A 23,667-nucleotide genomic window follows, 5' to 3' on the forward strand; every position below is an offset into this window, starting at 1 on the left:
GTATGGGTTACCCAACTAGCCGCCTGGAACAATGGATGAAGCAGGGAAATGTTATCATTTCCCAGCTTTTTTTTACTCATTACCGGGCGTTACAAATTAGTGATCTAGAAGCGATGATCGTGTTGCATCTGGTTTCTTTCCAAGCAAAAGGAATTGATTTTCCTACACCTTCCGAGATTTCCGAACGCATGGAAATTTCGGACCAACAAGTCGCCCAGCATTTACAACGCTTGATGCAAAAAGGATTTTTACTGATTGAGAAATCTACCAATGAGAAGATGATAGAAGAAACCTATATACTCTATCCTTTATGGGAACGTTTGATAGACCAATTAGAAAAAATCCGGACAGATCAACAGGATCAGCGTTTGAAAAATGAGACGGGGGAACTTTTCCGCATTTTTGAAGAGGAGTTCGGACGTATCTTTACGCCACTTGAATATGAAACCATTTCAAAATGGCTGGATGAAGACGGTCACCCACCAGAAGTCATCCGACAAGCTTTAGTGGAAGCCGTCCTTGCTGAGAAAAAAAGTCTAAAATACATCGATCGTATTTTATTTGAATGGAAGAAGAAAAACTTAAAGACTATTCAAGATGTTCAAAAACATGCAGAAAATTTTCATAAATACACCGTAAAGACAGAACCAGTGAAAAGGCCAACAGCCAAGGTGCCATTTTATAACTGGTTAGAAGAGAGGGAGTAAGATGTTATCAAAAGCACGCTGGCTTGAAGCATTGGACAAGATGAATGAGATGTTTCCAGACGCGCATTGCGAATTGGTACATAAAAATCCATTTGAACTCGTCATAGCGACACTCCTTTCCGCTCAGTGTACAGATGTACTTGTCAATCGAGTGACGAAAGATTTGTTTCAGAAATATCAAAGTCCAGAAGATTATTTGGCTGTGGATGTAAGTGAACTTGAACAAGACATCAAGTCGATTGGACTTTACCGTAATAAAGCGAAAAACATTCAAAAATTATCACAAATGCTGATCGATGAGTTTGGGGGAGTCGTCCCTGCCGATCGAGATACATTAACGAAGTTACCTGGAGTCGGGAGAAAGACAGCAAATGTAGTGGTATCAGTTGCTTTTGATATTCCAGCTCTAGCTGTTGATACGCATGTAGAACGTGTATCAAAACGTCTTGGCTTATGCAAGTGGAAAGATAACCCGCTTCAAGTAGAAGAAATGTTGATGAAAAAAACGCCGATTGAACGCTGGTCACAAGCGCATCATCAAATGATATTTTTTGGAAGATACCATTGCAAAGCACAAAATCCAAACTGTCCGGAGTGTCCGCTTTTATATATGTGTCGTGAGGGACAAAAACGAATGAATCGCATGAAAAAATAGCAGCGGCTAATGCCGCTGCTATTTTTATTGTCCATCTGTAGAATCTGTGTCGCTATCTTCTGAACCTGGATCTGGCTCTGTTGGTTCGTCGGGTTCTGTCGATTCATCTGGGTTGTCTGTTGAATCCTCAGAGCCTCCTGATTCACCATCACCGTTTCCATTTCCATTGCCGTTACTACCTCCATTGCCATTTCCTTGACCTGGCTGATTTTCTGGATTTTCTTCAGTTGGTTCTTCTTCAACTGGTTCTTCTTCCTCTTCTTGTGCAATCGTAATCGACACAGTAGCAGGGGAACTAGTAATTCCATCTGCAGAAGCAACAACAGAGAACGTATAGGTATTACCAGGTTGAAGATCTTGAACAATCAGTCCGAGTTGAGTCGTTGTATCAAGTTCTTGGGAACCGCCGTCATTGACACGGGCTGTCACCGTAAACTCGATTTCATCTTCCACACCTTCTGGTGCCTCGTAACCCCAGCTAAGCGTCGCAGAGGCAGACGATTCATCATAGTCCGCTGATAAGCCAGTCGGCGCTGGAAGCTCTGTTAACTCAAATTCTTCCGATACAGCTGTAGGTTCCGAACCGCGAACAAATAATTCTGTCCGTTTTAGGTTGTTAGGTGTATAGGCACTTGCTAGTTGAAGAGGGGAAGTTCCCACTTCAATCGTTGCCTCGACGACCGAATTAGGTCGGCTGAACGTACCTGCATTTGCTGAAATCGTAGACATAATTTCTTTAAACATCAGTTGAGGAACTCGTCGCTCTTCTGAAGAGGTCATTGGCTCACTTCGTTTGGCGTTTCCAGACCAAATGGCTACAGAATAATCTGTCGAATACCCAGCAAACCAAGTGTCTGGGAAAGCTCCAGATGGCAAGTCATATTTTGCATACTCATCTTCACTGTAGTTAGATGTTCCGGTTTTACCAGCTAAATCGATTCCTGGTACAGCTGCTGTACGACCTGTTCCATTTTCATTTTCCAGAACATCGCGGAGCATATCTGTTACCATATAAGCTGTTGAGTCTTTCATGACAGGCTCTAACTCATTTTTCAAAACATCTTCAGTTTGACCATCACGGTAAACAATTTTGTTAATAGCAAATGGTTCGGCATGATATCCTCCGTTAGCAAAAGCACCATATGCCCCTGCTAACATAATCGGGGAAATACCTTCAATACCACCTAGAACAGATGATTCGTAGACATTCTCGACATTAAATCCAAATCGATTAATAAAATCACGAGAGTTCGATAAGCCTACCTCTTGAAGGGTTTTCACGGCAGGTGTGTTTTGAGAACGATACAGGGCTTCACGCATCGTCATTACACCTAAATAACGACCAGAGAAGTTTCGAACGACTTGATCAGAATTCGAGTACGTTATTTCCTCATCGACTACGGTATGGCCGGTTGACCAATTTAAATTCTCTACAGCAGGCCCATACGCTAGTAGTGGCTTCATAGTGGAACCCGGTTGGCGATCTTTGTTGTCATATGCATAGTTCCAACCACGGTTGGAATAGTTTCGAGCTCCCCCAGCTGCCACTAAAGCACCTGATTTTGGATCTACTACCGCAATACCTGCTTGTTGTTTTTCTGTCGCGTAGAGACCAGAGTTAATCACATTTTCAACTTTTGATTGGATGCCAGGGTCAAGTGTTGTGTGAACAGTAATTCCTTCTGAAAGAAGGGAAGGGTCAATTTTATTTAATTCGCTTTCAACGATATCAATAAATGCTTCATAACGAGTCACACTTGATGCTTGACGCTCTTCTTCAGGAATTAAGGTTTCTGTTACCGGGACAGCTTTAGCAGCTTCTTCTTCTTCAGCAGTGATCTTCCCGTGCATTTCCATTAAATGAAGAACAGTATTGCGGCGCTTTTCTGCAAGTTCAGGATTCGTGAATGGGTTGTAATTATTTGGACTTTGCGGAATTCCAGCTAACATCGCCATTTCGTGTAGCTCTAACTCATTCAATTCTTTCCCATAAAAATACTCAGATGCTGTTCCGAAACCATAGTTCCGTCCAGACATGAGAATTTTATTAAAGTACATTTCAAAGATTTCTTCTTTTTCATACTGTCTTTCAAGCTGGAACGCAAGCCAAGCTTCCTGTGCTTTCCGCTTCAGTGTCTTCTCATTTTGTAAAAAAGAGTTCTTAACTACTTGTTGTGTAATTGTAGACGCACCTTGAGCTCCAAAGCCTTGAGTCACGTTTGCGAGAACGGCTGATCCAAGACGTAAGAAATCCATTCCCATATGATCATAAAAGCGGACATCTTCTGTAGCAAGAATTGCATCTTCCATCTGTTGAGGGATATCCGTATAATTTACATAAATGCGGTTTTCTGTACCTGATTTGTAAAAAGGTTCCCCATTTTTATCTAAAAATGTTGATGAAATCGGATCTTTCAAAGATGCTTCATCCAGTTCGGGTGCAGAGCTTGCGTAATACACAAATAAGCCTAGTCCACTTAATAATCCTATAAGTCCGATTGCGACAAGAGCCAAAAAGATTTTTTTGACCATGCCACCTTTGGCCACTTTTTTCTTTCCTTTTTGTTTTGCTTTTTGTTGTTCTAATCTTCGTTGTTGTCGAGATCGTTGTTCATTCGCCACGAGCTCCATCCTCACTTTCTTTGTTAACCAAATAACTATCTACAGCGTCTAGATAGGGAATACGTGGAGTAAAACCTGCACGTATTTCTACTGCATTTTTTTCAAATTCTTCAAGAGTAATTGACTTACGCCCACCAGATTCCATTCGAGACCAAAAATCATACAGTTGTGGAAAGGGTAATAGAAAATATCGATCGAGTTGTTGGAAAGAAACGAGTAAAAAAGTGATTCCTTGTTGTTCATCCACTTGTTTCATATGTTCCACTTGATGGATGTGAACATTCTTCAATGGAAAGGATGTCGTGTTTTTCGTTTCTTTCGCTTCGAAATCAATATATCTTCCTTTATAAACACCATTATAATCTGTCGTGGAAGGGGTGCGGTAATAGGCTTCCCGAATAACAGCTCGGGAGCGTCCTGGATAATCGACTTGAACAATCTGAATCGGAATTGGTTTTTTATGCACAACCGCTAGATGATGCGCTAGGTAGTATTCGTTACTTTCATTCAATTCATCCTCTAACGTTTTTCCCCGATTGCCAAAGGTATAATCCTTTTTTTTTGGTTTCTTTTGTTTTTGAACTGGCTGATACTTTTTACCATTGGGGTAACGTATCGTCATCACCATCACCTCTGTGCATTAGTTTAGCACATTCTCATAGACGACAGACAAAAGAACAATGTTTCATTCGAATATACGTTCGCAAAAGTAGTAGGGATCTTCGGAATTTGCTATGATAGGAACAAGGAGTGAGAACAGTGCGCTTACAACAAATCAATCGAGATTTATTAGATGAATGTCATCAGTGTATCTCGCGCTTTGAATCCATGCGAGAATTAGATGCAGTGGCCGATTTTTATAAAGAAGTACGGCCTCATACATTAGAATTTGATCAACTGATAGCCGAATGGAAAGAACTTGCGATTGAGTATATAAATGAACATCAACCAAAATATGTGCATTTGTCACAAATTGAATCTGCAGAGGAACAGATGAAACAGTTTATCGTTCAGTCGTTTTACAAAGAGACGAGCAAAAAAAGATTTTACCAAAGCATCCATGCAGCAATTTATACATTAGAAACCATACAGACGGAACTAAAAGGAGGTCTGTCATGACATCCGTATCCGCATTACTCGATGAATGGGTCATAGATCCACGTAAGAAACAACAAATACAATCCATTCATGTTATTGAACCACGCGAATCACAGACAGTGCCTTTTCCTGAAGATCTAAATGAAACTATTAAAGCTGCCCTGACATCACGAGGTATCACAGAACTTTATACACATCAAGCAAGTTCCTATCTTCATGCGCGAAATGGGAATTCTATTACAACGATTACACCTACCGCTTCAGGCAAGTCACTTTGCTATCATCTTCCGGTTCTTCAATCCATCGCAGAAGACCCCAAAAGTCGAGCTATTTACTTGTTTCCCACAAAAGCTCTGGCACAAGATCAAAAGAGTGATTTGAATCATTTAATTGAAGCCACTGGCATGCCAATTGGTAGCTACACATATGATGGCGACACAGAACCGGGAATCCGCCGAAAAGTCCGGACAAATGGAAATATCATTTTAACGAATCCAGACATGTTACATTCAGGCATTCTGCCTCATCATACGAAGTGGGTAGCTATGTTTGAAAACTTAAAATACATTATTGTCGACGAGATGCATACGTATAAAGGGGTATTTGGTACCCACGTGGCTCACGTTTTGCGTCGGTTACGTCGAATCTGTCAGTTCTATGGAAGCAATCCCGTATTTATCTGCACGTCAGCAACCATTCGGAACCCTAAGGAACTTGCAGAAAAACTAACCAACACCACACATACCTTGATAGATAATAACGGTGCTCCATCTGGAACGAAATATTTCCTGTTTTACAATCCACCGGTTATTCATCCCACATACAACGTACGAAGAAGTGCTGTATTAGAAGTTAGAGATCTCGCAGAGGAATTGTACAAAAAAGGCTTGCAAACCATTATTTTTGGCAAGAGTCGTGTGCGAGTGGAAATGCTCGTGACTTATTTAAAAGCTCTAGTAAGTAAGAAACTAAATGATAAAAGTATTCGTGGGTACCGAGGAGGCTATTTGCCTTCGGAACGACGCGAAATTGAGAAAGGGCTCCGGAACGGAGAAATTCGTACAGTGGTTAGCACGAATGCACTTGAACTTGGAGTGGATATTGGCCAATTGCAAGTGTGCATTATGACAGGATATCCCGGCAATGTGGCAAGTGCGTGGCAGCAGGCGGGTCGTGCGGGTCGACGTCAAGGAGAATCATTAGTTATTTATGTAGCCCAGTCTACAGCACTTGATCAATATGTTGTGGATCACCCCGACTATCTGCTCGGACAGTCACCAGAAGAAGTTCGTATCTTTCCGGAAAACATGCTGATTTTAATGGACCATATGAAGTGTGCAGCCTTTGAATTGCCATTTTCTAAAGACGAGCATTATGCAGAATTTTATTCGGAACCACTGCTGGATTTTCTAAAAGAAGAAAATGTGGTTCTTCAAACAGCAAACAAATGGCACTGGATGGCGGAAAGTTTCCCGGCAAGTAATATTTCTTTGCGTTCAGCTTCTCAAGACAATGTCATCATAGTGGATCAAACCACTCCTACAGAGACACGTGTCATTGGAGAGATGGACTTATTTAGTGCAATGACACTTCTTCATGAAGAAGCGATTTATTTACATCAAGGCGCACAGTTTCAAGTAGAAGTATTAGATTGGGATGAAAAGAAAGCGTATGTCACGGAAGTCGACGTGGATTATTTTACAGATGCCAATATTGCCGTGGAAATGAAAGTAATCTCGAATGACCGTTCAAAACAGAGTGGTCGAGTGGAACTACAATTTGGTGACATTATAGTTCTCGCGCATCCGACTTTATTTAAGAAAATTAAATTCGATACACATGACAACATTGGATCAGGTCCCATCAACCTACCACCACTTGAATTGCATACGAGTGCAGTATGGGCTACTTTTGAGAAACCACAGCAAGCAAATACCCATCTGTTTGCCGATGCGATGGTCGGGGCAGCGTATGCACTTCATTCATTTATTCCACTTTTTTTAGATTGCGATCACAAGGATGTTCATGTCGTGCCGCAAATTAAATCTGTTCTGGATGAGAAACCGACCTTCTTTATTTACGATAGTTACCCGGGAGGTATTGGTCTTGCAGAGCGTATGATGGACCGTTTTGAGGAACTTGTGGAAGAAAGCATTGAACAAATTTCCGTCTGTCCTTGTTTAGATGGGTGTCCTGCCTGCATCGGAGCACAAGAAGCCAATATTGGACTGAAACAAGAAGTAATAGCGTTACTAAACGAACTGGTGCGTGCATAACATGTCCTACGAAAAAAAATTACTTGCGATGAAAGGGTTATTAAAAGAATCGAGATCACCTGCACCTGTTGCTAAAGAAGAGACTACTCTTTACCGCTCAGAACCGATTGAGTCCTGGAAAGAAGCGGGAATCGAGTATTGTACGAATGAATATGGTGCTTATTATGTGAAACGTGATTTCTTTTCCTTCGAGCATGTCCATGGGAATAAACCACTTGGGGATATCTTGCCGCTTGTGCGGTATGCGCAGCGACTGTTTGAAGGACACCCACTCACACCTATAGAAGAAAGCACCATCTACTTTTACGACACGGAAACGACAGGTTTAAAGGGCGCTGGAGTTCAAATCTTTTTGAATGGATTTATAGAACGTGGAGATTTTGGTTATGCGGTTACACAATATCTCCTTGCCTCGCCTGGTGAAGAAGCCGCACTCCTGCATGCCTTGCCTATTCAATCAGGAGATACATTAATCACTTATAATGGGAAAAGTTTTGACCTACCACAACTCGAAGTACGTTGGACGATGAATAGAAAATCCTTGCCTCCATTTCCTACTGTTCACCAGATCGATCTACTTCATGGTAGCAAACGCTTATGGAAAGGTCAGCAAGACCGGTATAAACTGCAGGATATGGAAAAGTTGCGACTCGGTTTTGAACGAGAAGACGATCTCCCAGGTCATCTCGCACCAATTGTCTACTTTGATGCGCTGAAGACGAAGAATGCAAATAACTTGCTCCGTGTGTTTGAACATAATTTGTGGGATTTAGTATCTCTTGTTGCTTTGTACCGTCAGACCCTCGAACATCTCACAGGTGAAACGAGTGGAAATTCTGCCGCAGTCGAATTGAATCTAGCCAAATGGCTGAAAGATTTAAAATTTATGCCTCATAGTGAACAGTTGTATAAAACAATTATGGAAACGTATGAGCAACAAGATATTCCCCATGCTTATTATTTTTTAGGGTTATTTTATAAAAGAAATGGAAAAGCTGAAGATGCAGTGGAACTTTTACAGACTGCTGCTACACTTTTAACAGGGAAAGAACAGTTGGAAGCATATCTTCATGCTGCAAAGATTAATGAACACCAACTGAAACGCTTTGATGAAGCACTTAAACAGATTGATCACGCGAAACGTATTCTTCTTTCAATAACTGGTGAAATGAAACGTGAAAAGCTTGCCTCCTATTTACAAGATATCAAAAAGAGAGAAGAACGGGTGAATCGTAAAAACATTTCCCGGGAAAGCGCAGGTTTCGACAAATAGATAGTTGCACATCTTTGCCTATGCTATAATAAAGCCAACTATGTATGCATGGAAGGAAGATGGATATGGCGATACAATTAACCCCTAAGGATATTTTAGAAAAAGATTTTAAAACAACAATGCGTGGATACAGTCAAGAAGAGGTAGACGCATTTTTAGATGAAATCATTAAAGATTACGAAGCGTTTGAAAAACGCATTCAAGAACTTGAAAATGAAAAGCGTGAGATACGAACACAACTTGAACAAGCACCTAAAACAGCGGCTGCGCCTCAAACATCTACAAACTTTGATATTCTGAAGCGACTATCGAATCTAGAAAAACATGTTTTCGGTTCAAAGCTTTACGAATAACAATTGTTTTTCAATCCAAAATAACGTATACTGAATGATGGCCTTCTATTCAGGCAATCGCTGCACTTCTAGGAGTGTAGAGGAAAGTCCATGCTCACACAGTTCTGAGATGACTGTAGTGTTCGTGCCTCGTGAAGTCATAAACGAGGGCAGCGCCAGCTGACGGCAGAGAAACTACCTAAGTCTTTGGATAAGGTACAGTACTCTTGAAAGTGCCACAGTGACGAAGTCTTACTGGAAACGGTAAGAGTGGAACGCGGTAAACCCCACGAGTGAGAAACCCAAATTATGGTAGGGGCATTTCCACAAAGGAATACAACGGAGTGGAAGACGGAAGTCCGTAGATAGATGATTGCCGCCCGTTCTGTACGAGGGGATTCCCCGTTTGAGTACAGGGGAGACAAAACATGGCTTATCGAATAGAAGGTTATTGATGAACAAGTACAGCTCTCCATTTCGGAGAGTTTTTTCTCTTTATAAATAATAATTTTCGACAGAGGAGGCTGGATACATGAAATTGAAATTAGTAGCAACCGCTGCAATGGGCCTAGAAGGAATTGTTGCAGACGAACTGAAAGAGCTGGGTTTTGAGACGACAACAGAGAACGGAAAAGTCTTTTTCGAAGGGGACGAAGAAGCCATCGCAAAAGCAAATATTTGGTTGCGTGTTGCCGATCGTGTCAAAATCGTCGTCGGAGAATTTCAAGCGAAGACGTTTGATCAGCTTTTTGAGCAGACTAAAGCTTTATCGTGGGAAAAGTATTTACCTGTGGACGCAAACTTTCCAGTGAGTGGGAAAAGTGTGAAATCGACACTTTACAGTGTGCCAGATTGCCAAAGTATCGTGAAGAAGGCTATTGTGGAAAGACTCAAGTCGGCATATAAGCGAATGAGCTTCTTGGATGAGTCAGGGGCGCGTTATAAGATTGAAGTCAGCATTTTAAAAGACAAAGTGATGCTTACAATGGACACCAGTGGAGCAGGCCTGCATAAAAGGGGATACCGCACAACTCAAGGGGATGCCCCTCTAAAAGAAACACTCGCAGCAGCACTTGTGAAAATTTCTAAGTGGAGTCCGCATCGTCCTTTCGTTGACCCGTTCTGTGGTTCAGGTACATTATGTATCGAAGCGGCGATGATTGGTCAAAATATCGCTCCAGGCTATAACCGAGAGTTTGACGCAGAGCACTGGTCTTGGATTAAACCAGCTGTGTGGGAAAAAGTTCGTGAGCAAGCAGACTTACAAGCGGACTACGACCAAGAATTAACCATTCTAGGAACGGATATCGACCACCGGATGATAGAAATTGCAAAGTCAAATGCTCTGGAAGCAGGATTCGGGGACATCATTGAATTCAAACAGATGCAGGCTACTGACTTTACAACGCGTCTTGAAAATGGAGTGATTGTGTCAAACCCTCCGTATGGCGAACGAATTGGTGAAGTAGAAGTGATTGAAAAGACTTTGCAAACGTTTGGAGACGTCATGCAGAGCTATCCATCATGGTCTGTCTACTTACTTTCATCAATGGAAAATTTAGAGACGATCTACGGCAAGACAGCAACGAAAAAACGAAAATTATTTAATGGGTTCATTCGCACAGACTATTATCAGTTCTGGGGTAAGAGAGTTTAGCGGTAACCACGTTTAGAAATGAGTGACAGCATGCGTAAGAATATTCCTTTTGAATTATCAAAAGATCAGTCGTTTTATCAGTCGTTATCTACATGGCTTGGGGACATCTTCTACGATGTCTTACCTGAAAATGGCTATGAGATTCGTGACGAACAAGTCTATATGGCGTTTCAAATTGAGAAAGCATTGCAAAGTAAATCTGTGTTATTTGCAGAGGCTGGCGTTGGAACAGGGAAAACGATGGCTTATTTACTTCCTTCCGTTGCCTATGCGCGATATACCGGAAAGCCTGTTATCATCGCCTGTTCTGATGAAGCATTAATTGAACAATTGATAAAACCAGAGGGCGACATTAGCCGCTTATCCGAGCTTCTGGGTTTGTCGATAGATGTTCGGTTAGCTAAATCACGCGAAGAATATTTATGTCTTCAGCGTTTAGATGAACAACGACGTGGTTTTGATGTTCCTGATTTTGTTGATGAAATCGACGACCGGCTTCCTGAGTTTGTCTTTGAGGGGAGTTCTTTGCAATCCGTCCACCCGTACGGTGACCGTAAGGAATTTAACTTTTTAACAGATGATGAATGGAAACTTGTTAATTACCATCCCGTTCAGCAATGTTCGATTTGTGAAGTCAAAAACCAGTGTGGTCAAACTATCTCGCGTCAATTTTACCGCCAGGCAACTGACCTCGTCATCTGTTCTCATGAATTTTTAATGGAACATTTATGGACAGCTGAATCACGGAAGAGACAAGAACAACTTCCGCTCTTACCTGAGGCATCCGCAATTGTGCTCGATGAAGGGCACTTGGTGGAATTTGCAGCGCAAGAGGCATTCACATTAAAAGTGCAAAGTGAATCACTGATTGCGCTATTAGATAAAGCTCGTGTCGAAGGACTTCGTCCAAAAACTCTACACTATCTTGATGTTTTAGAAGAAGCTCATCTGTCCTTTTTTGAGCGTCTACGTGAATCAATTGACAATCCACTGGAAGAAAAAATGACGATTGTTAGAAATCCATCACTTAATGGAGCAGCTGCCCTATTGATTGAAACAGCGGATCAACTTCTTGAGGAATTTGTCTTTGAAAGTGAAATGTACTCGATTGATTCCTATGATATGAAACTTATGGAGGAATACTTGGAAGAGTATGTGGCTGCGTTCAGATTGTTCACAGAAGACAATGAAGCTATCGACTGGGTGGAAGAAGTGGATGGTATAGAAACACTTGCCATCATGCCAGAGCTCGTCGATGAGCAACTTGCGGAACGATTATTTACAGGTAAGCTACCTATCATTTTTTCATCTGCGACTCTAAGTGTAGACGGAACATTTGACTATCTTGCGGGCAACCTAGGCGTTGCTGAGTACCAGTCGTTACAAGTCGCCTCTCCATTTGAGTATGAAAAAGTCATGAAAATCAATGTTCATTCTCCATTTGATAAAAATGACGCCGTCATGGAACTCTTGCAGCAAAAAATACCGACACTCTTACTGTTTTCAACAAAAGAATCGTTTGAACAATTTAAGTTCATGTATGAAACAGAAGAGATTTTATTTGAAGGGTCTCAAGAAATGAGTTCGCTTATCGAGCAGTATAAGTCTCGTCCGTCCGTTCTTGCTTCGTATTCCCTCTGGGAAGGTTTAGATCTACCACTCGATTTGCTTACACGTGTCGTTCTTTATGATTTGCCGTTTCCACCGAACGACCCAATCTTTCGGGCAAAACGTGCCGCTTCTTTCCATCCATTTGAGGAAGTGGATCTACCATTTATGAAGATGCGTATGAAACAAGGGGTGGGCCGTCTGATTCGGACAGAAGAAGACTTTGGTACAATTGAAGTGCTCATCACGGAACATGAGAAACAATTTATGACTTTAATTGAGCCGGAACTACCTGTCAAACCCATGTATAAATAGTGGAGCATCTCCTTTTGGAGATGCTTTTTTCATAGCAAGAGAAACATTTCACCGAAAGATTTGGTACACTAAAGTCATGAAAATCAAAGGAGTCTAGAAAGATGAATGAACAGAAACAACATCTCTACCGACGATCTGCGCTGCTAGGTGTTATCACGGAAGAGCAACATAACGAAACTACATACACAAAGACGAAAAAATTTGCACATAAATTGTTTTCCGAAGATTTGACGATTGCCTTTGCAGGACATTTCTCTGCAGGGAAATCAAGTATGATCAATGCGTTAACCGGAGAGAATTTGCTAGCGACCAGTCCTATTCCAACGTCTGCAAATATTGTCACCATTCAAAAAGCACCGAAATGGAAAGCCTTTGTGCATTTTATGAACGGGGATCTAGCAGAAGCCAATGAAGCACTAGATGTGGCTGCGTTGAAACGGATGGCTAAAGACGGACAGTCGGTTCGAAAAATTGAACTTTTTCATCCGGATACACAACTGCCAGAGCATGTCGTATTGATGGATACACCCGGCGTGGACTCAACAGATGATGCACACCGTCTTTCAACGGAATCAGAGCTTCATTTAGCTGATCTTGTGTTTTATGTGATGGATTACAATCATGTCCAGTCAGAATTGAACTTCACGTTCACGAAAGAATTGATGCGCACGAATCCGAATGTGTATTTAATTATCAATCAAATGGATAAGCATCGGGAAACAGAACTCTCGTTAGAGGATTACAAAGCATCCGTAGCTCAATCGTTTGAAAGTTGGGACGTTTATCCGAAAGGGATTTTCTTCACTTCGCTCAAAAATCAAAAGGACTTCCCAGTGACCGAAGTGCAAACGATTATTCAGCGAGCGCTGGCGAATAAAGAAGAGGTACTCACTGAGAGTGCACAGGGTACGCTGTCGAAATTGATGCATGAGCATGAAGTCTTTCTTAGTGAAGACCAACAAGATATAGAGCAATCGTTCGAAGAGTATTTTACAGCGGAACAATGGCAAAACAAAAAAGAAACAAAAGAACAACTCCAGCAAGAACTTCAATCTTTTGAACTCTTAGATAGTAAAAAGTGGAAAGATGAATTAATCGATGAGTTGCAGAGCGTTTTAAAGACCGCGTACTTAATGACGCCGGATATTCGCGAAAGAATACGTGCTTACGCAGAAGCAAGTCAACCCAACTTTAAAGTGGGCTTCTTCAGTTCGAAAAAGAAAACTGAAGAGGAACGACAAGCAAGGCTTGAGCAAGTCACAGCAGATATTCAATCGATCTATCAGCAGACAACTGCGACTCCCATCAACCGTGTAATTAGTAAATATGCACGCATTATGAGTGTGCCTGAGGAATCTCAGCTTCTTGTGAAATTTTTTCCTGAACTGATTTCTCAAGAATTTAAACCTGGGACGAGTGCGACAGGAGACGGTCTTCTTCAGTTCTCAAGCCGTGTCGAACAATCATTGAAAAAAGAAGTACTGCGTGAAGCATCCCAATGGGCCAATCAAATCGTTAGTGAATCCGATGGTAAAGAACGTTTGTCTGAAGAAGACCAAGTGAAAAAAGAAATGATTCAACGAAAGCTACTCGCATTAACCGAATGGTTTGAAAGCGAAGAAAAACAGAAAGAATTTTCTATTCAAATCAAAGCGCCAAGCGAACGACTACAAGGACTTCGTAAACAGCGCCTAAGCGAATGGGAAGAAGATTTCCGACAACTATATGCAAATGCGGAACCTTTAGAGGCAAAAACCCATGCACGAGAAGAACTAAATGAAGTTGTCTCTTCTCGCATCGAGGAGTCAACGAGTTCACTATTTTATGAGACGATAGTTGTCAACCATTCCAAAAAGCTGATCTCGACTCTCGGGGAGATTCCAAACTTCCAAGAGGCGGTGGAAGAGCTTAAGCAGAAAATTCGGCGCATTGAAAATAAAAACTTCACAATTGCCTTATTTGGAGCTTTTTCTGCAGGGAAATCAAGTTTCTCGAATGCTCTCCTTGGGGAAGCTGTACTTCCGGTATCGCCGAATCCGACTACAGCATCAATCAACAAAATCGCACCTGTAAGCGACAATAAACCACATCGTCATGCGGAAGTGATTTTTAAAACAAAAGACGAGATGATTACAGAGCTTAAGTTAATGCTGACTCCACATGCCAGTGAGTGCACGTCCCTAGAAGAACTAGCTGGTCGACACAATGAATTTTTAAAGCTTCCGTTAGATGAAACGAAAAAATCATTTATTCGTGCTTTTGTCGCAGGTTTTGAAGCTCAAAAATCGTATCTTGGTACAAAGCGGTTGGTGAACCATGAAGCCTTTACGGAATACGTAGCCGTTGAGTCAAAGAGTTGTTTTGTAGAAACGATTACGTACTATTATGACTGTGAATTAACTCGGGCCGGTGTGACACTTGTGGATACGCCTGGTGCAGATTCCATTAATGCGCGTCATACAGGCGTCGCATTTGATTACATTCGCAATGCGGATGCGGTTCTATTTATTACATACTACAATCATGCATTTGCGAAAGCAGATCGTGAGTTTTTGATTCAACTGGGCCGCGTTAAAGATTCATTTGAACTTGATAAAATGTTCTTTGTTGTCAATGCCATCGATCTTGCGAATTCCGAACAAGAGAAAAATGAAGTGTTGGATTACGTAGGAAATGAACTTGGGCAGTTTGGTATCCGATTCCCAAGGCTGTACGGTGTATCAAGCTTAGAAGCTCTACGAGAAAAACAAGAAGGCAATCAAGGGGCTAGTGGAATGGCAGAATTCGAAGCGAGTTTCCAAGCCTTTTTACGAGAGGAATTGGCTCAAGTTGCTCTGCAATCTGCTGATGAATATTCCGCTAAATTAAAAGAGCGATTTAAACAACTGATTGACTCCACAGAAATCAACTTAAAACGAAAACCAGAGCGATTAGCAGAATTGGCAGCCTTAGAACAAACCGTTCGAGCAAGATATCAGTCATCAAAGAAAAATTCGAAATGGACAGCTCTTCAAAATGAATTAGAAACACTTATTTATTATTTGAAGCAACGTGTATTTTATCGTTTTCCAGACTTCTTTAAAGAAGCCTTCAATCCATCTCGCTTTGCGAAGACAGATGTGAAACAAGCGTTTGACGAGGCACTGACCGATGTACTTGATAGTCTTCGTTTTGATATCTCGCAAGAATTAAGAGTCACAAATTTACGAATGCAGCAAGAGGTCATTAAGAAAGTAAAATCTTTTGAACAAGACGAGATTGTATATCTTGATGAACAAGCAGCGGCCTTTGCTATGACACCAGGGGAAGTCAAAGCACCAAAACTCCTTGAATTTATTCAACCAGAGCTAGCTGCTTCTTCGTACACTAGTTTAAAGAAGCATTATAAAAATGCGAAGCGCTTCTTTGAAAAAAATGAAAAAGCAATTGTTCAAGAAGAACTTGAAAAACAGTTAAAACAACAGATGGATAGTCATCTCGAGAAAGAAAAGCAAAGAATCGAATCTTGGACAGATCAATTTTTCTCAGAGTCGATGGATGTTGCAAGATTACGCATCTTGCATTCTGCCCTTTCTGTACTTCAGACGGAAAGACAATTGCTTGAACAACATGAGATCTTAGCGGAATGGAAAAATAAATGGATGTCATTGGAGGAAACTACATGATTTTTTTAAAAAATCACATGGAATTACCAAAACAAGATGTTCGCTATATTGATACGCGCTTTGACTTAACCAATCCGGAGTGGGGAGAAGAAACGTACTACAAGGATCATGTTCAAGGTGCGATTTACTGGCATTTAGAAGAACATTTGTCGGACATGACTCGTATTGAGGGTCGTCATCCTGCTCCCACAAAGGAGCAAATGACGAAACTCATACAGGTATCTGGATTAACCTATGACGATGCAATCGTGGTCTATGATCAAGGTAATGCTCCTTTTGCTGCTCGTGCTGCACTGCTATTACTTTGGGCGGGTTTTAAAAATATCAGTATTGCCAGAGAGGGTTACGGGAAACTTCGTGAAGTGCTGCCGATTGAAGGGGGCGTGGTCTGGGTGCCGACATCGAATGTCCAATTGACATTTGAAGATGCTTATCTAGCCACTCAAGATGATGTCAAACATCAGATTATGAGTGAAAAGCCACTCATTGATGCACGATCAAATGATCGTTATAAAGGCATACATGAGCCCATTGATTCAGTTGCAGGGCACATTCCAACTGCTATTAATATTGACTGGGAACAATTAAAAACAGAAGATGGACTGATGACACAAGATGAATCAGCCAAGCTATTTAAAAATCTGTCGAAACAAACCGCGATCATTACATATTGTGGAAGTGGAGTTACGGCAGCCCCGCTCACTCTTGCCCTACTAGAGAATGATTTCTTGAACACGCGTCTCTATTCTGGGAGTTATAGTGATTGGATTCTAAACAATCATGTCGAGACAAGTAAATAAACTTGTCACTCAGTCTGTCCTATAGTATAATGGAAAAATTGTTATGAGGATGAAATGAGGGACATATAGATGAAAAAATCAATTTATGGACTGACAAAAGAACAGTTAACCGAGTGGTTACTTGAACGCGGTCAAAAAAAATTCCGTGCTGAACAAGTTTGGAACTGGTTATATGTAAAACGAGTGCAGTCTTTTGTAGAAATGAATAACGTCAATAAAGAATGTCTTCAATTATTAGATGATCACTTTGTCATGCAGACGCTAAAAGAATCGGTCAAACAAGAGTCAAATGATGGGACAATCAAGTTCTTATTCCAATTGGAAGATGGTAACTTGATCGAAACTGTATTAATGCGTTTTCACTACGGTTTATCAGTCTGTGTGACAACTCAAGTAGGGTGTAACATCGGGTGTAGTTTCTGTGCAAGTGGACTTTTGAAAAAGAGCCGTGACTTGACTGCGGGAGAGATTGTAGGACAGATCATGAAAGTCCAAGAACACTTGGATGCACAAGGAAAACAAGAACGTGTATCTCACATCGTCGTTATGGGTATTGGAGAACCATTTGATAATTATACAAACTTGATGGACTTTTTATCTGTTGTCAACGATCAAAAAGGTTTATCTATCGGCGCACGCCACATTACAGTATCAACAAGTGGTTTGGCGAAAAAGATCAAAGACTTTGCGGATGAAGAAACGCAAGTAAACTTGGCCGTTTCACTTCATGCCCCTAATGATGAGTTGCGCAGTCGCATTATGATTATCAACAAAGCATTCCCAGTTGAAAAAGTCATGGAGTCGGTTGATTATTATTTAGAGAAGACGAATCGCCGCATCACATTTGAGTACATCTTGTTACGTGACGTCAATGATCACGTGGAGGAAGCGAAGCAACTTGCAGATTTACTTGATAATAAACGGCATTTATCATACGTCAATTTAATTCCATATAATCCGGTGGATGAACATGGGCAATACCAACGCAGCACACCGGAAGCGATTGACGCATTCTTCCAGACGCTAAAAAAACGTGGTATTAACTGTGGTGTTCGAACAGAGCAAGGAACGGACATCGATGCAGCGTGTGGTCAACTTCGTAGTAAACAAATCAAAAAAGAAAAAGTAACGAATTAATGAATGTCAGCAGAGATATCATCTCTGCTGATTTTTTTATTGCTATTTCTTCAGAAAATGCATTGACAATCGTTCCGGGGCCATGTAATATACCTTTTATAATACTTCGCCGCTTCAACGCATTAAAGTTTAATTGGAGGAATGACAATGAATTGGAAAACATCAGTAACAGCACTTACTTTATCGGCAACTTTACTTCTTGCAGCGTGTGGCAATGAGAGCGGGGAAGGTGCAGAGACAACGGAAGATACGGTGACGATTGGAGTCACTCAAATCGTAGAACACCCATCCTTAAACGCTGCATTTGAAGGCTTCCAACAAGCAGTGAAAGATGCAGGAATTGAAGCAGAGTACAAAATCGAGAATGCACAAAATGATACGAGTGCGAATACAACAATTGCAACAAATCTTGTCAATTCAGATGTTGACTTGATCTTTGCGAACTCTACACCGAGTGCTCAAGCTGTAGCAAGTGCAACATCTGAGATTCCAATTGTTTTCACTTCTGTAACGGATGCAGTAAGTGCACAACTTGTACAATCAATGGAATCACCTGGTGGAAATGTGACAGGGACAGTTGATACTCAACCAGATGCAATCCCAAGCACGATTGAATTTCTAAAGAATGAGTTAAAAGCACAAACAGTTGGAATGGTTTTTAACTCTGGGGAACAAAACTCTCGTGCACAAGTAGATGTAGTAAAGGCTGAAGCTGAGAAAGTGGGCCTTCAAATTGAAGAAGCTTCTGTATCGACTTCAGCAGAAGTCAAGCAAGCGACAGAATCTCTGCTAGGAAAAGTGGATGCACTCTATATCATCACAGATAATACAGTAGTCTCTGCACTTGAATCCGTCATCTCAGTGGCTAACGATAATGATTTGCCTGTCATGGTTGGGGAATTCGATTCCGTATCACGCGGAGGGCTTGGAGCATTTGGATTTGATTACTTTGACATTGGCTATGAAGCTGGAGAGATGGCGGTTCAAATTTTAAATGGAGAAGCAGAGCCTGCAGATCTTGCGGTTCAGTTCCCTCAGAACGTTAAATTTGTAGTAAATCAGCAAATAGCTGACTTATTAGGTATTGAAGTAAAAGAAGAGTGGCAGGCGGAATTCGCTGAATAAGAAAGAGGGTTTCACAGATGATAGGAGCACTTGCTGGTGCAATTGAACAAGGATTAATTTACGGAATTATGGCGCTCGGCGTGTATTTAACATTCAGAGTGTTGGATTTCCCGGACCTTACAGTTGATGGGAGTTTTGTAACTGGCGCAGCGACAGCTGCAATGATGATCGTCTTAGGCTATTCTCCATGGATTGCTACAATTGTAGCTTTTGGAGCTGGTTTCATCGCAGGGATCGGGACAGGTCTTCTTCATACAAAGGGAGGGATCAATCCGCTGTTATCTGGGATTTTGATGATGATCGCACTTTATTCGATCAATTTACGGATAATGGGGTGGACAGTCGAAAACTCAGTAGGGCGACCAAATATTCCACTCTTGCAATCAGAGACAATCTTCAGTCAGGTACTCTCCTTTGCAACATCTCTAGGAATTCCTACTTCGTTCGTAGTTCTAGTGATTGCTGCTGTCGCTGTTACGCTTGTGAAAATTTCGGTAGATCTGTTTCTAAAAACGGAAATTGGCCTTGCTCTACGTGCAACTGGTGATAATAAAAAGATGATTCGAAGTTTTTCTGCCAACACCGACCGATTAACTATTCTAGGATTAGCCATTTCAAATGGTCTTGTGGCATTCGCTGGGGCACTGATCGCACAGTATGGTAAGTTTGCAGATGTCGGTATGGGAATTGGGATGATCGTCATTGGACTTGCATCGGTCATCATTGGCGAAGCGATTTTTGGTACCAAGTCCATTGTTCGAATTACACTCGCTGTGGTAGTTGGTGCCGTGATTTACCGCATCGTCCTAGCGCTTGCTCTTCGAATCGATTTTTTAGATACAGGAGATATGAAGTTACTCACAGCTATTATCGTTGTACTTGCGTTGATTTTACCGAAGCGTCTAGCGAAAATATCAAAAAGTCGAAACCGATCAAAACGCATATCACCAAGTCAAGTGAAAGGAGAGGTATCACTTGCTAAACATTCATAATGTCTCAAAAGTGTTTAATGAAGGTAGTGTGGACGAGAAAGTCGCCATCGACCACCTCACACTCGACTTGCAGGCTGGAGATTTTGTCACCATAATCGGAAGCAATGGAGCCGGAAAATCGACACTCATGAACTGTGTCTCTGGAGCTTTGCCAACAGATGAGGGCACGATTGAAATCGATGGAAGACGTGTCGATACATTGCCAGAGTATAAACGCTCAGGGGTCATTGGTCGTGTGTTTCAAGATCCTATGGCAGGTACTTCGCCGTCTTTAACAATAGAAGAGAACTTAGCAGTCGCGTTCAGTCGCCATCAAAAAAGGACATTTCGTTTCGCGGTTTCACGGTCGAGACAACAACAGTTCAAAGAACATCTCGAAACCCTCCATCTTAATCTTGAGAACCGCATGACAACAAAGGTCGGCATGTTATCAGGGGGAGAACGTCAGGCACTTTCTCTTCTCATGGCGACGTTCACCAATCCCTCCATTTTATTACTGGATGAGCATACAGCAGCACTTGATCCTGCTCGAGCGGAATTAATCACTCAGCTGACCAAGGAACTTGTCAGTGCAAATGAACTTACGACCCTAATGGTTACCCATAATATGCAACAAGCCATCGATCTTGGGAATCGCCTCATTATGATGGATCAAGGGAAAATCATCTTTGAAGCGTCTGAAGAAGAGAAGAAACAGTTGACGATAACGGACCTTCTCCATGAATTCAAACAAATTAAAGGCAGTCAGGCACTTTCCGACCGTATGTTGCTAGAAGCTTAAAAGAATGTAGCTAATGGTTTAATAAGATATGGCCAGCTTATGAGAACATTCTCATAAGTTGGCTTTTTTAATGGAGCGCAATAATGAATAAGAATCGATGTGTAAGAGGTGAATTACTTACTATATCTCACTGTAAATCAGTAGTCTCACATGTCAGTCCTTCAATTATCAGCTCTAAGAAACAGAATGTAGGAGAATCTAAAATAGTGGCGACTTCTGAGTGTTTGTTCAGAAGTCACCACTATTTCTTTTGCACATGTTGCTCATAGTGCCAACATCTGTATTATAAAGACGGCAATGGACTAGATTAGCAATTCAAATAGAATAGAATCGTTATTGACTTCTTTATACTCAAAGCCATTCACTTTCAATCGCTCAATGAGTGCAGGGTAGTCTTCAGGGTCATGAAGTTCAATACCTATCAGGGCAGGGCCACTTTCTTTATTATTCTTCTTAGTGTATTCAAATGTAGTGATATCATCTTCCGGACCTAATACGTCATGCAAGAACTGACGAAGTGCACCGGAACGTTGAGGAAACTTTACAAGGAAATAATGAAGATAGCCTTCGTATAGGAGTGATTTTTCTTTGATCTCTTGCATGCGTGAAATATCATTATTTCCACCACTTACGACCAACACTACTTTTTTGCCCCGAATGTCTTCTCTTAAACTTTCAAGTGCTGCAATGGGTAGTGCTCCTGCTGGTTCTACCACAATAGCGTGTTGATTATACATCTCTAAGATGGTTGTACAAACTTTACCTTCCGGAACTTGAATGAGCTTATCGACATATTGAAAAGCAACTTGAAACGTTTCATTTCCTACGCATTGAACCGCTGCGCCATCTACAAATTTGTCGATTCGCTCGAGTGAAACTGGACGTTCAGCTTCAAAAGCGGCTTTCATACTTGCTGCACCAGCTGGCTCTGCACCAACTAATATTGTTTGAGGGGATACATTCTTGATGTAGCTAGCCATACCTGCAATCAAACCGCCACCTCCAATACTCGCCACAATCATATCGACAGGTCCTTCACTGTCTTGAAGGATTTCCACGGCAACTGTTCCTTGACCAGCCATCACATCCGGATCATCAAATGGGTGTATAAATAGAGCACCTGTTTCTTGTGAAAAGTGAGATGCACTCTTTGCTGAGTCATCGAACGTATCTCCTTCTAAACGTATCTCTACAAAGTCTGCACCAAACATTCGAACTTGGTTGACTTTTTGTTTAGGGGTCGTTTTTGGCATGAAAATGGTTCCCTGAATTTGAAGAGCAGAACACGCATATGCAACGCCTTGGGCATGGTTGCCCGCGGAGGCACAGACAATATGACGTTCACGTGCTTTTTTTTCTACAGTGGCTATTTTATAGTAAGCTCCACGCAACTTGAAGGACCTTACGACTTGTAAATCCTCTCGTTTCAGATAAATTTCCGCATCATAGACCTTACTAAGCAATTCACTTCGTTGTAAAGGTGTATGAATGACAATATCTTTTAGTTGGTGATAGGCCTTTATTACGTCCTCCACTTTGACGGATTGTTCATCAGTTTGCACCATTCAACCACAACCTTTTCAGAATATTGCTATAGTTTAACACATCAACTCGTTGAATAGATAGAGAATTTACAAATACTGATTCATTCGTTTAAAAAACTCAACCGAAAAGTCGATAAAGATTTTTTCCGAGGGAGTAAGAGCACGCGATTTAGGAGTAATTAATCCGACAGATCGTTGTAATACAGGCGTTTGGATTTTTACTTTTTGTGTGAACCGCATGCCTTGCTCTGTCAGAGTACTTTCCGGAAGAATCGTTAAACCAAGACCTGCGGCAACAAGTCCTTTGATTGCATCTAAATCTTCCCCAATCGAACTGATTTGTGGTTGAAATCCTACCGATTTACACGCAGAAACGACCGTCTGATGGAGAACAAAATCATCAGGAAATAAGATGAACGGTTCATTTTTTAATTCTGCAAGATGAATAAATGGTTGCTTCGCCAGTCGGTGCTGATGAGGCACAAGCAGGGAAAACTTCTCAGTAAAGAGTTCAGTTGACTGAAGGTCATTATCTTGATTCGGAAGTGGACCAATGAACGATAAGTTGATATCACGCTCTTTCACAGCATTCACTAAAAAATGATAATTTCCTTGTCTTAATTGAAATTTAACATCTGGATGCTCTTTCCGAAATGCTGAAATAACACTCGGCAGAAGCTGTGTTGCAAAACTACTCGGAAAACCGATGCGAATAATTCCTTTTTCCGGATTTAAGTACGTATTCACCATTTCTACTCCATAATCCAGTTCTGAAAGTGCGCGGTCGACGTGTGTTAGAAAATCTTTCCCTATCGATGTCAACTTAATGTTTCTACCAATTCGGTCGAACAGTTGAACACCCAGTTCTTGTTCTAAATTGCTAATCTGACGTGAAATTGCGGACTGAGCTACATGAAGAGATAGCGCCGCATCTGAAATATGTTCTCTTTTTGCAACTTCTTTAAAATAGATTAATTGGCGTAATTCCAAGGGTTTCAACTCTTTCGTTCTCAATATGAGATGATTTTAATACTTATTATATATTGTTTATATCATTTTGAAAACTTACACTATTTATAC

At 41.3% G+C, this 23,667-nt stretch carries 18 protein-coding genes and 1 other RNA gene; 15 read left to right on the forward strand and 4 right to left on the reverse strand.

Annotation, left to right across the window (positions count from 1 at the left end):
• Nucleotides 1-2: 2 nt before the first annotated feature.
• On the forward strand, nucleotides 3-707 hold the full coding sequence (locus ACFO0S_RS05845) for a DnaD domain-containing protein (protein WP_378140875.1): 705 nt from the start codon (nucleotides 3-5) through the stop codon (nucleotides 705-707).
• 1 nt (nucleotide 708) lies between these two features.
• Complete coding sequence (gene nth / locus ACFO0S_RS05850) at nucleotides 709-1,362, forward strand: endonuclease III (RefSeq protein WP_378140876.1); 654 nt, start codon at nucleotides 709-711, stop codon at nucleotides 1,360-1,362.
• Nucleotides 1,363-1,386: 24 nt separating this feature from the next.
• On the opposite strand, the gene ACFO0S_RS05855 is transcribed toward nth, so the two are convergent.
• Together ACFO0S_RS05855 and recU are read right to left on the reverse strand one after the other, a co-directional pair.
• Entirely contained in the window at nucleotides 1,387-3,993 is a 2,607-nt protein-coding gene (locus ACFO0S_RS05855; RefSeq protein ID WP_378140877.1) for a PBP1A family penicillin-binding protein, read from the reverse strand.
• Nucleotides 3,974-4,606, reverse strand: a complete 633-nt coding sequence (gene recU / locus ACFO0S_RS05860) for a Holliday junction resolvase RecU (RefSeq protein ID WP_378140878.1) — start codon at nucleotides 4,604-4,606, stop codon at nucleotides 3,974-3,976. The genes ACFO0S_RS05855 and recU overlap by 20 nt, the downstream gene beginning before the upstream one ends.
• Before the next feature lie 137 nt (nucleotides 4,607-4,743).
• Here recU and ACFO0S_RS05865 point away from each other — a divergent pair, with 137 nt between their 5' ends.
• The 13 genes from ACFO0S_RS05865 (at nucleotide 4,744) to ACFO0S_RS05925 (ending at nucleotide 21,043) form a co-directional block, all read left to right on the forward strand.
• Nucleotides 4,744-5,103, forward strand: coding sequence for a YppE family protein (locus ACFO0S_RS05865; protein ID WP_378140879.1), 360 nt, complete (start codon nucleotides 4,744-4,746; stop codon nucleotides 5,101-5,103).
• Nucleotides 5,100-7,358 (forward strand): DEAD/DEAH box helicase, encoded by a 2,259-nt coding sequence (locus ACFO0S_RS05870; protein ID WP_378140880.1) that lies wholly within the window; start codon nucleotides 5,100-5,102, stop codon nucleotides 7,356-7,358. The genes ACFO0S_RS05865 and ACFO0S_RS05870 overlap by 4 nt, the downstream gene beginning before the upstream one ends.
• Nucleotide 7,359: 1 nt before the next feature.
• Nucleotides 7,360-8,631 (forward strand): ribonuclease H-like domain-containing protein, encoded by a 1,272-nt coding sequence (locus ACFO0S_RS05875; protein ID WP_378140881.1) that lies wholly within the window; start codon nucleotides 7,360-7,362, stop codon nucleotides 8,629-8,631.
• A gap of 65 nt (nucleotides 8,632-8,696) precedes the next feature.
• Nucleotides 8,697-8,984 carry a cell division regulator GpsB gene (gpsB, locus tag ACFO0S_RS05880; RefSeq protein WP_378140882.1) on the forward strand — a complete coding sequence of 96 codons (288 nt, stop codon included), beginning with the start codon at nucleotides 8,697-8,699 and terminating at the stop codon, nucleotides 8,982-8,984.
• A gap of 45 nt (nucleotides 8,985-9,029) precedes the next feature.
• Nucleotides 9,030-9,404: RNase P RNA component class B (rnpB, locus tag ACFO0S_RS05885), an RNA gene on the forward strand.
• A 91-nt stretch (nucleotides 9,405-9,495) separates the two neighbouring features.
• Nucleotides 9,496-10,620 (forward strand): THUMP domain-containing class I SAM-dependent RNA methyltransferase, encoded by a 1,125-nt coding sequence (locus tag ACFO0S_RS05890; RefSeq protein ID WP_378140883.1) that lies wholly within the window; start codon nucleotides 9,496-9,498, stop codon nucleotides 10,618-10,620.
• Between the two features lie 30 nt (nucleotides 10,621-10,650).
• A complete protein-coding gene (locus ACFO0S_RS05895; protein ID WP_378140884.1) occupies nucleotides 10,651-12,543 on the forward strand; it encodes an ATP-dependent DNA helicase in 1,893 nt (630 codons plus the stop codon).
• A 101-nt stretch (nucleotides 12,544-12,644) separates the two neighbouring features.
• Nucleotides 12,645-16,208 (forward strand): dynamin family protein, encoded by a 3,564-nt coding sequence (locus ACFO0S_RS05900; RefSeq protein WP_378140885.1) that lies wholly within the window; start codon nucleotides 12,645-12,647, stop codon nucleotides 16,206-16,208.
• A complete protein-coding gene (locus ACFO0S_RS05905; RefSeq protein WP_378140886.1) occupies nucleotides 16,205-17,008 on the forward strand; it encodes a sulfurtransferase in 804 nt (267 codons plus the stop codon). Before ACFO0S_RS05900 ends, ACFO0S_RS05905 begins: the two co-directional genes overlap by 4 nt.
• Nucleotides 17,009-17,077: 69 nt before the next feature.
• On the forward strand, nucleotides 17,078-18,145 hold the full coding sequence (gene rlmN / locus ACFO0S_RS05910; protein ID WP_378140887.1) for a dual-specificity RNA methyltransferase RlmN: 1,068 nt from the start codon (nucleotides 17,078-17,080) through the stop codon (nucleotides 18,143-18,145).
• 141 nt (nucleotides 18,146-18,286) lie between these two features.
• Nucleotides 18,287-19,270 carry an ABC transporter substrate-binding protein gene (locus ACFO0S_RS05915; protein WP_378140888.1) on the forward strand — a complete coding sequence of 328 codons (984 nt, stop codon included), beginning with the start codon at nucleotides 18,287-18,289 and terminating at the stop codon, nucleotides 19,268-19,270.
• A 17-nt stretch (nucleotides 19,271-19,287) separates the two neighbouring features.
• Entirely contained in the window at nucleotides 19,288-20,262 is a 975-nt protein-coding gene (locus ACFO0S_RS05920) for an ABC transporter permease (protein WP_378140889.1), read from the forward strand.
• Nucleotides 20,246-21,043 (forward strand): ABC transporter ATP-binding protein, encoded by a 798-nt coding sequence (locus tag ACFO0S_RS05925; protein ID WP_378140890.1) that lies wholly within the window; start codon nucleotides 20,246-20,248, stop codon nucleotides 21,041-21,043. Before ACFO0S_RS05920 ends, ACFO0S_RS05925 begins: the two co-directional genes overlap by 17 nt.
• Nucleotides 21,044-21,345: 302 nt before the next feature.
• Here the strand turns inward: ACFO0S_RS05925 and ilvA are convergent, their stop codons facing one another.
• Together ilvA and ACFO0S_RS05935 are read right to left on the reverse strand one after the other, a co-directional pair.
• A complete protein-coding gene (gene ilvA, locus ACFO0S_RS05930; RefSeq protein ID WP_378140891.1) occupies nucleotides 21,346-22,608 on the reverse strand; it encodes a threonine ammonia-lyase IlvA in 1,263 nt (420 codons plus the stop codon).
• A 66-nt stretch (nucleotides 22,609-22,674) separates the two neighbouring features.
• Nucleotides 22,675-23,577 carry a LysR family transcriptional regulator gene (locus tag ACFO0S_RS05935; RefSeq protein WP_378140892.1) on the reverse strand — a complete coding sequence of 301 codons (903 nt, stop codon included), beginning with the start codon at nucleotides 23,575-23,577 and terminating at the stop codon, nucleotides 22,675-22,677.
• Between the last annotated feature and the right edge of the window lie 90 nt (nucleotides 23,578-23,667).

This window comes from Chryseomicrobium palamuruense, from assembly GCF_042649045.1.
In the GTDB taxonomy this organism is placed as follows: Bacteria; Bacillota; Bacilli; order Bacillales_A; family Planococcaceae; genus Chryseomicrobium; species Chryseomicrobium palamuruense.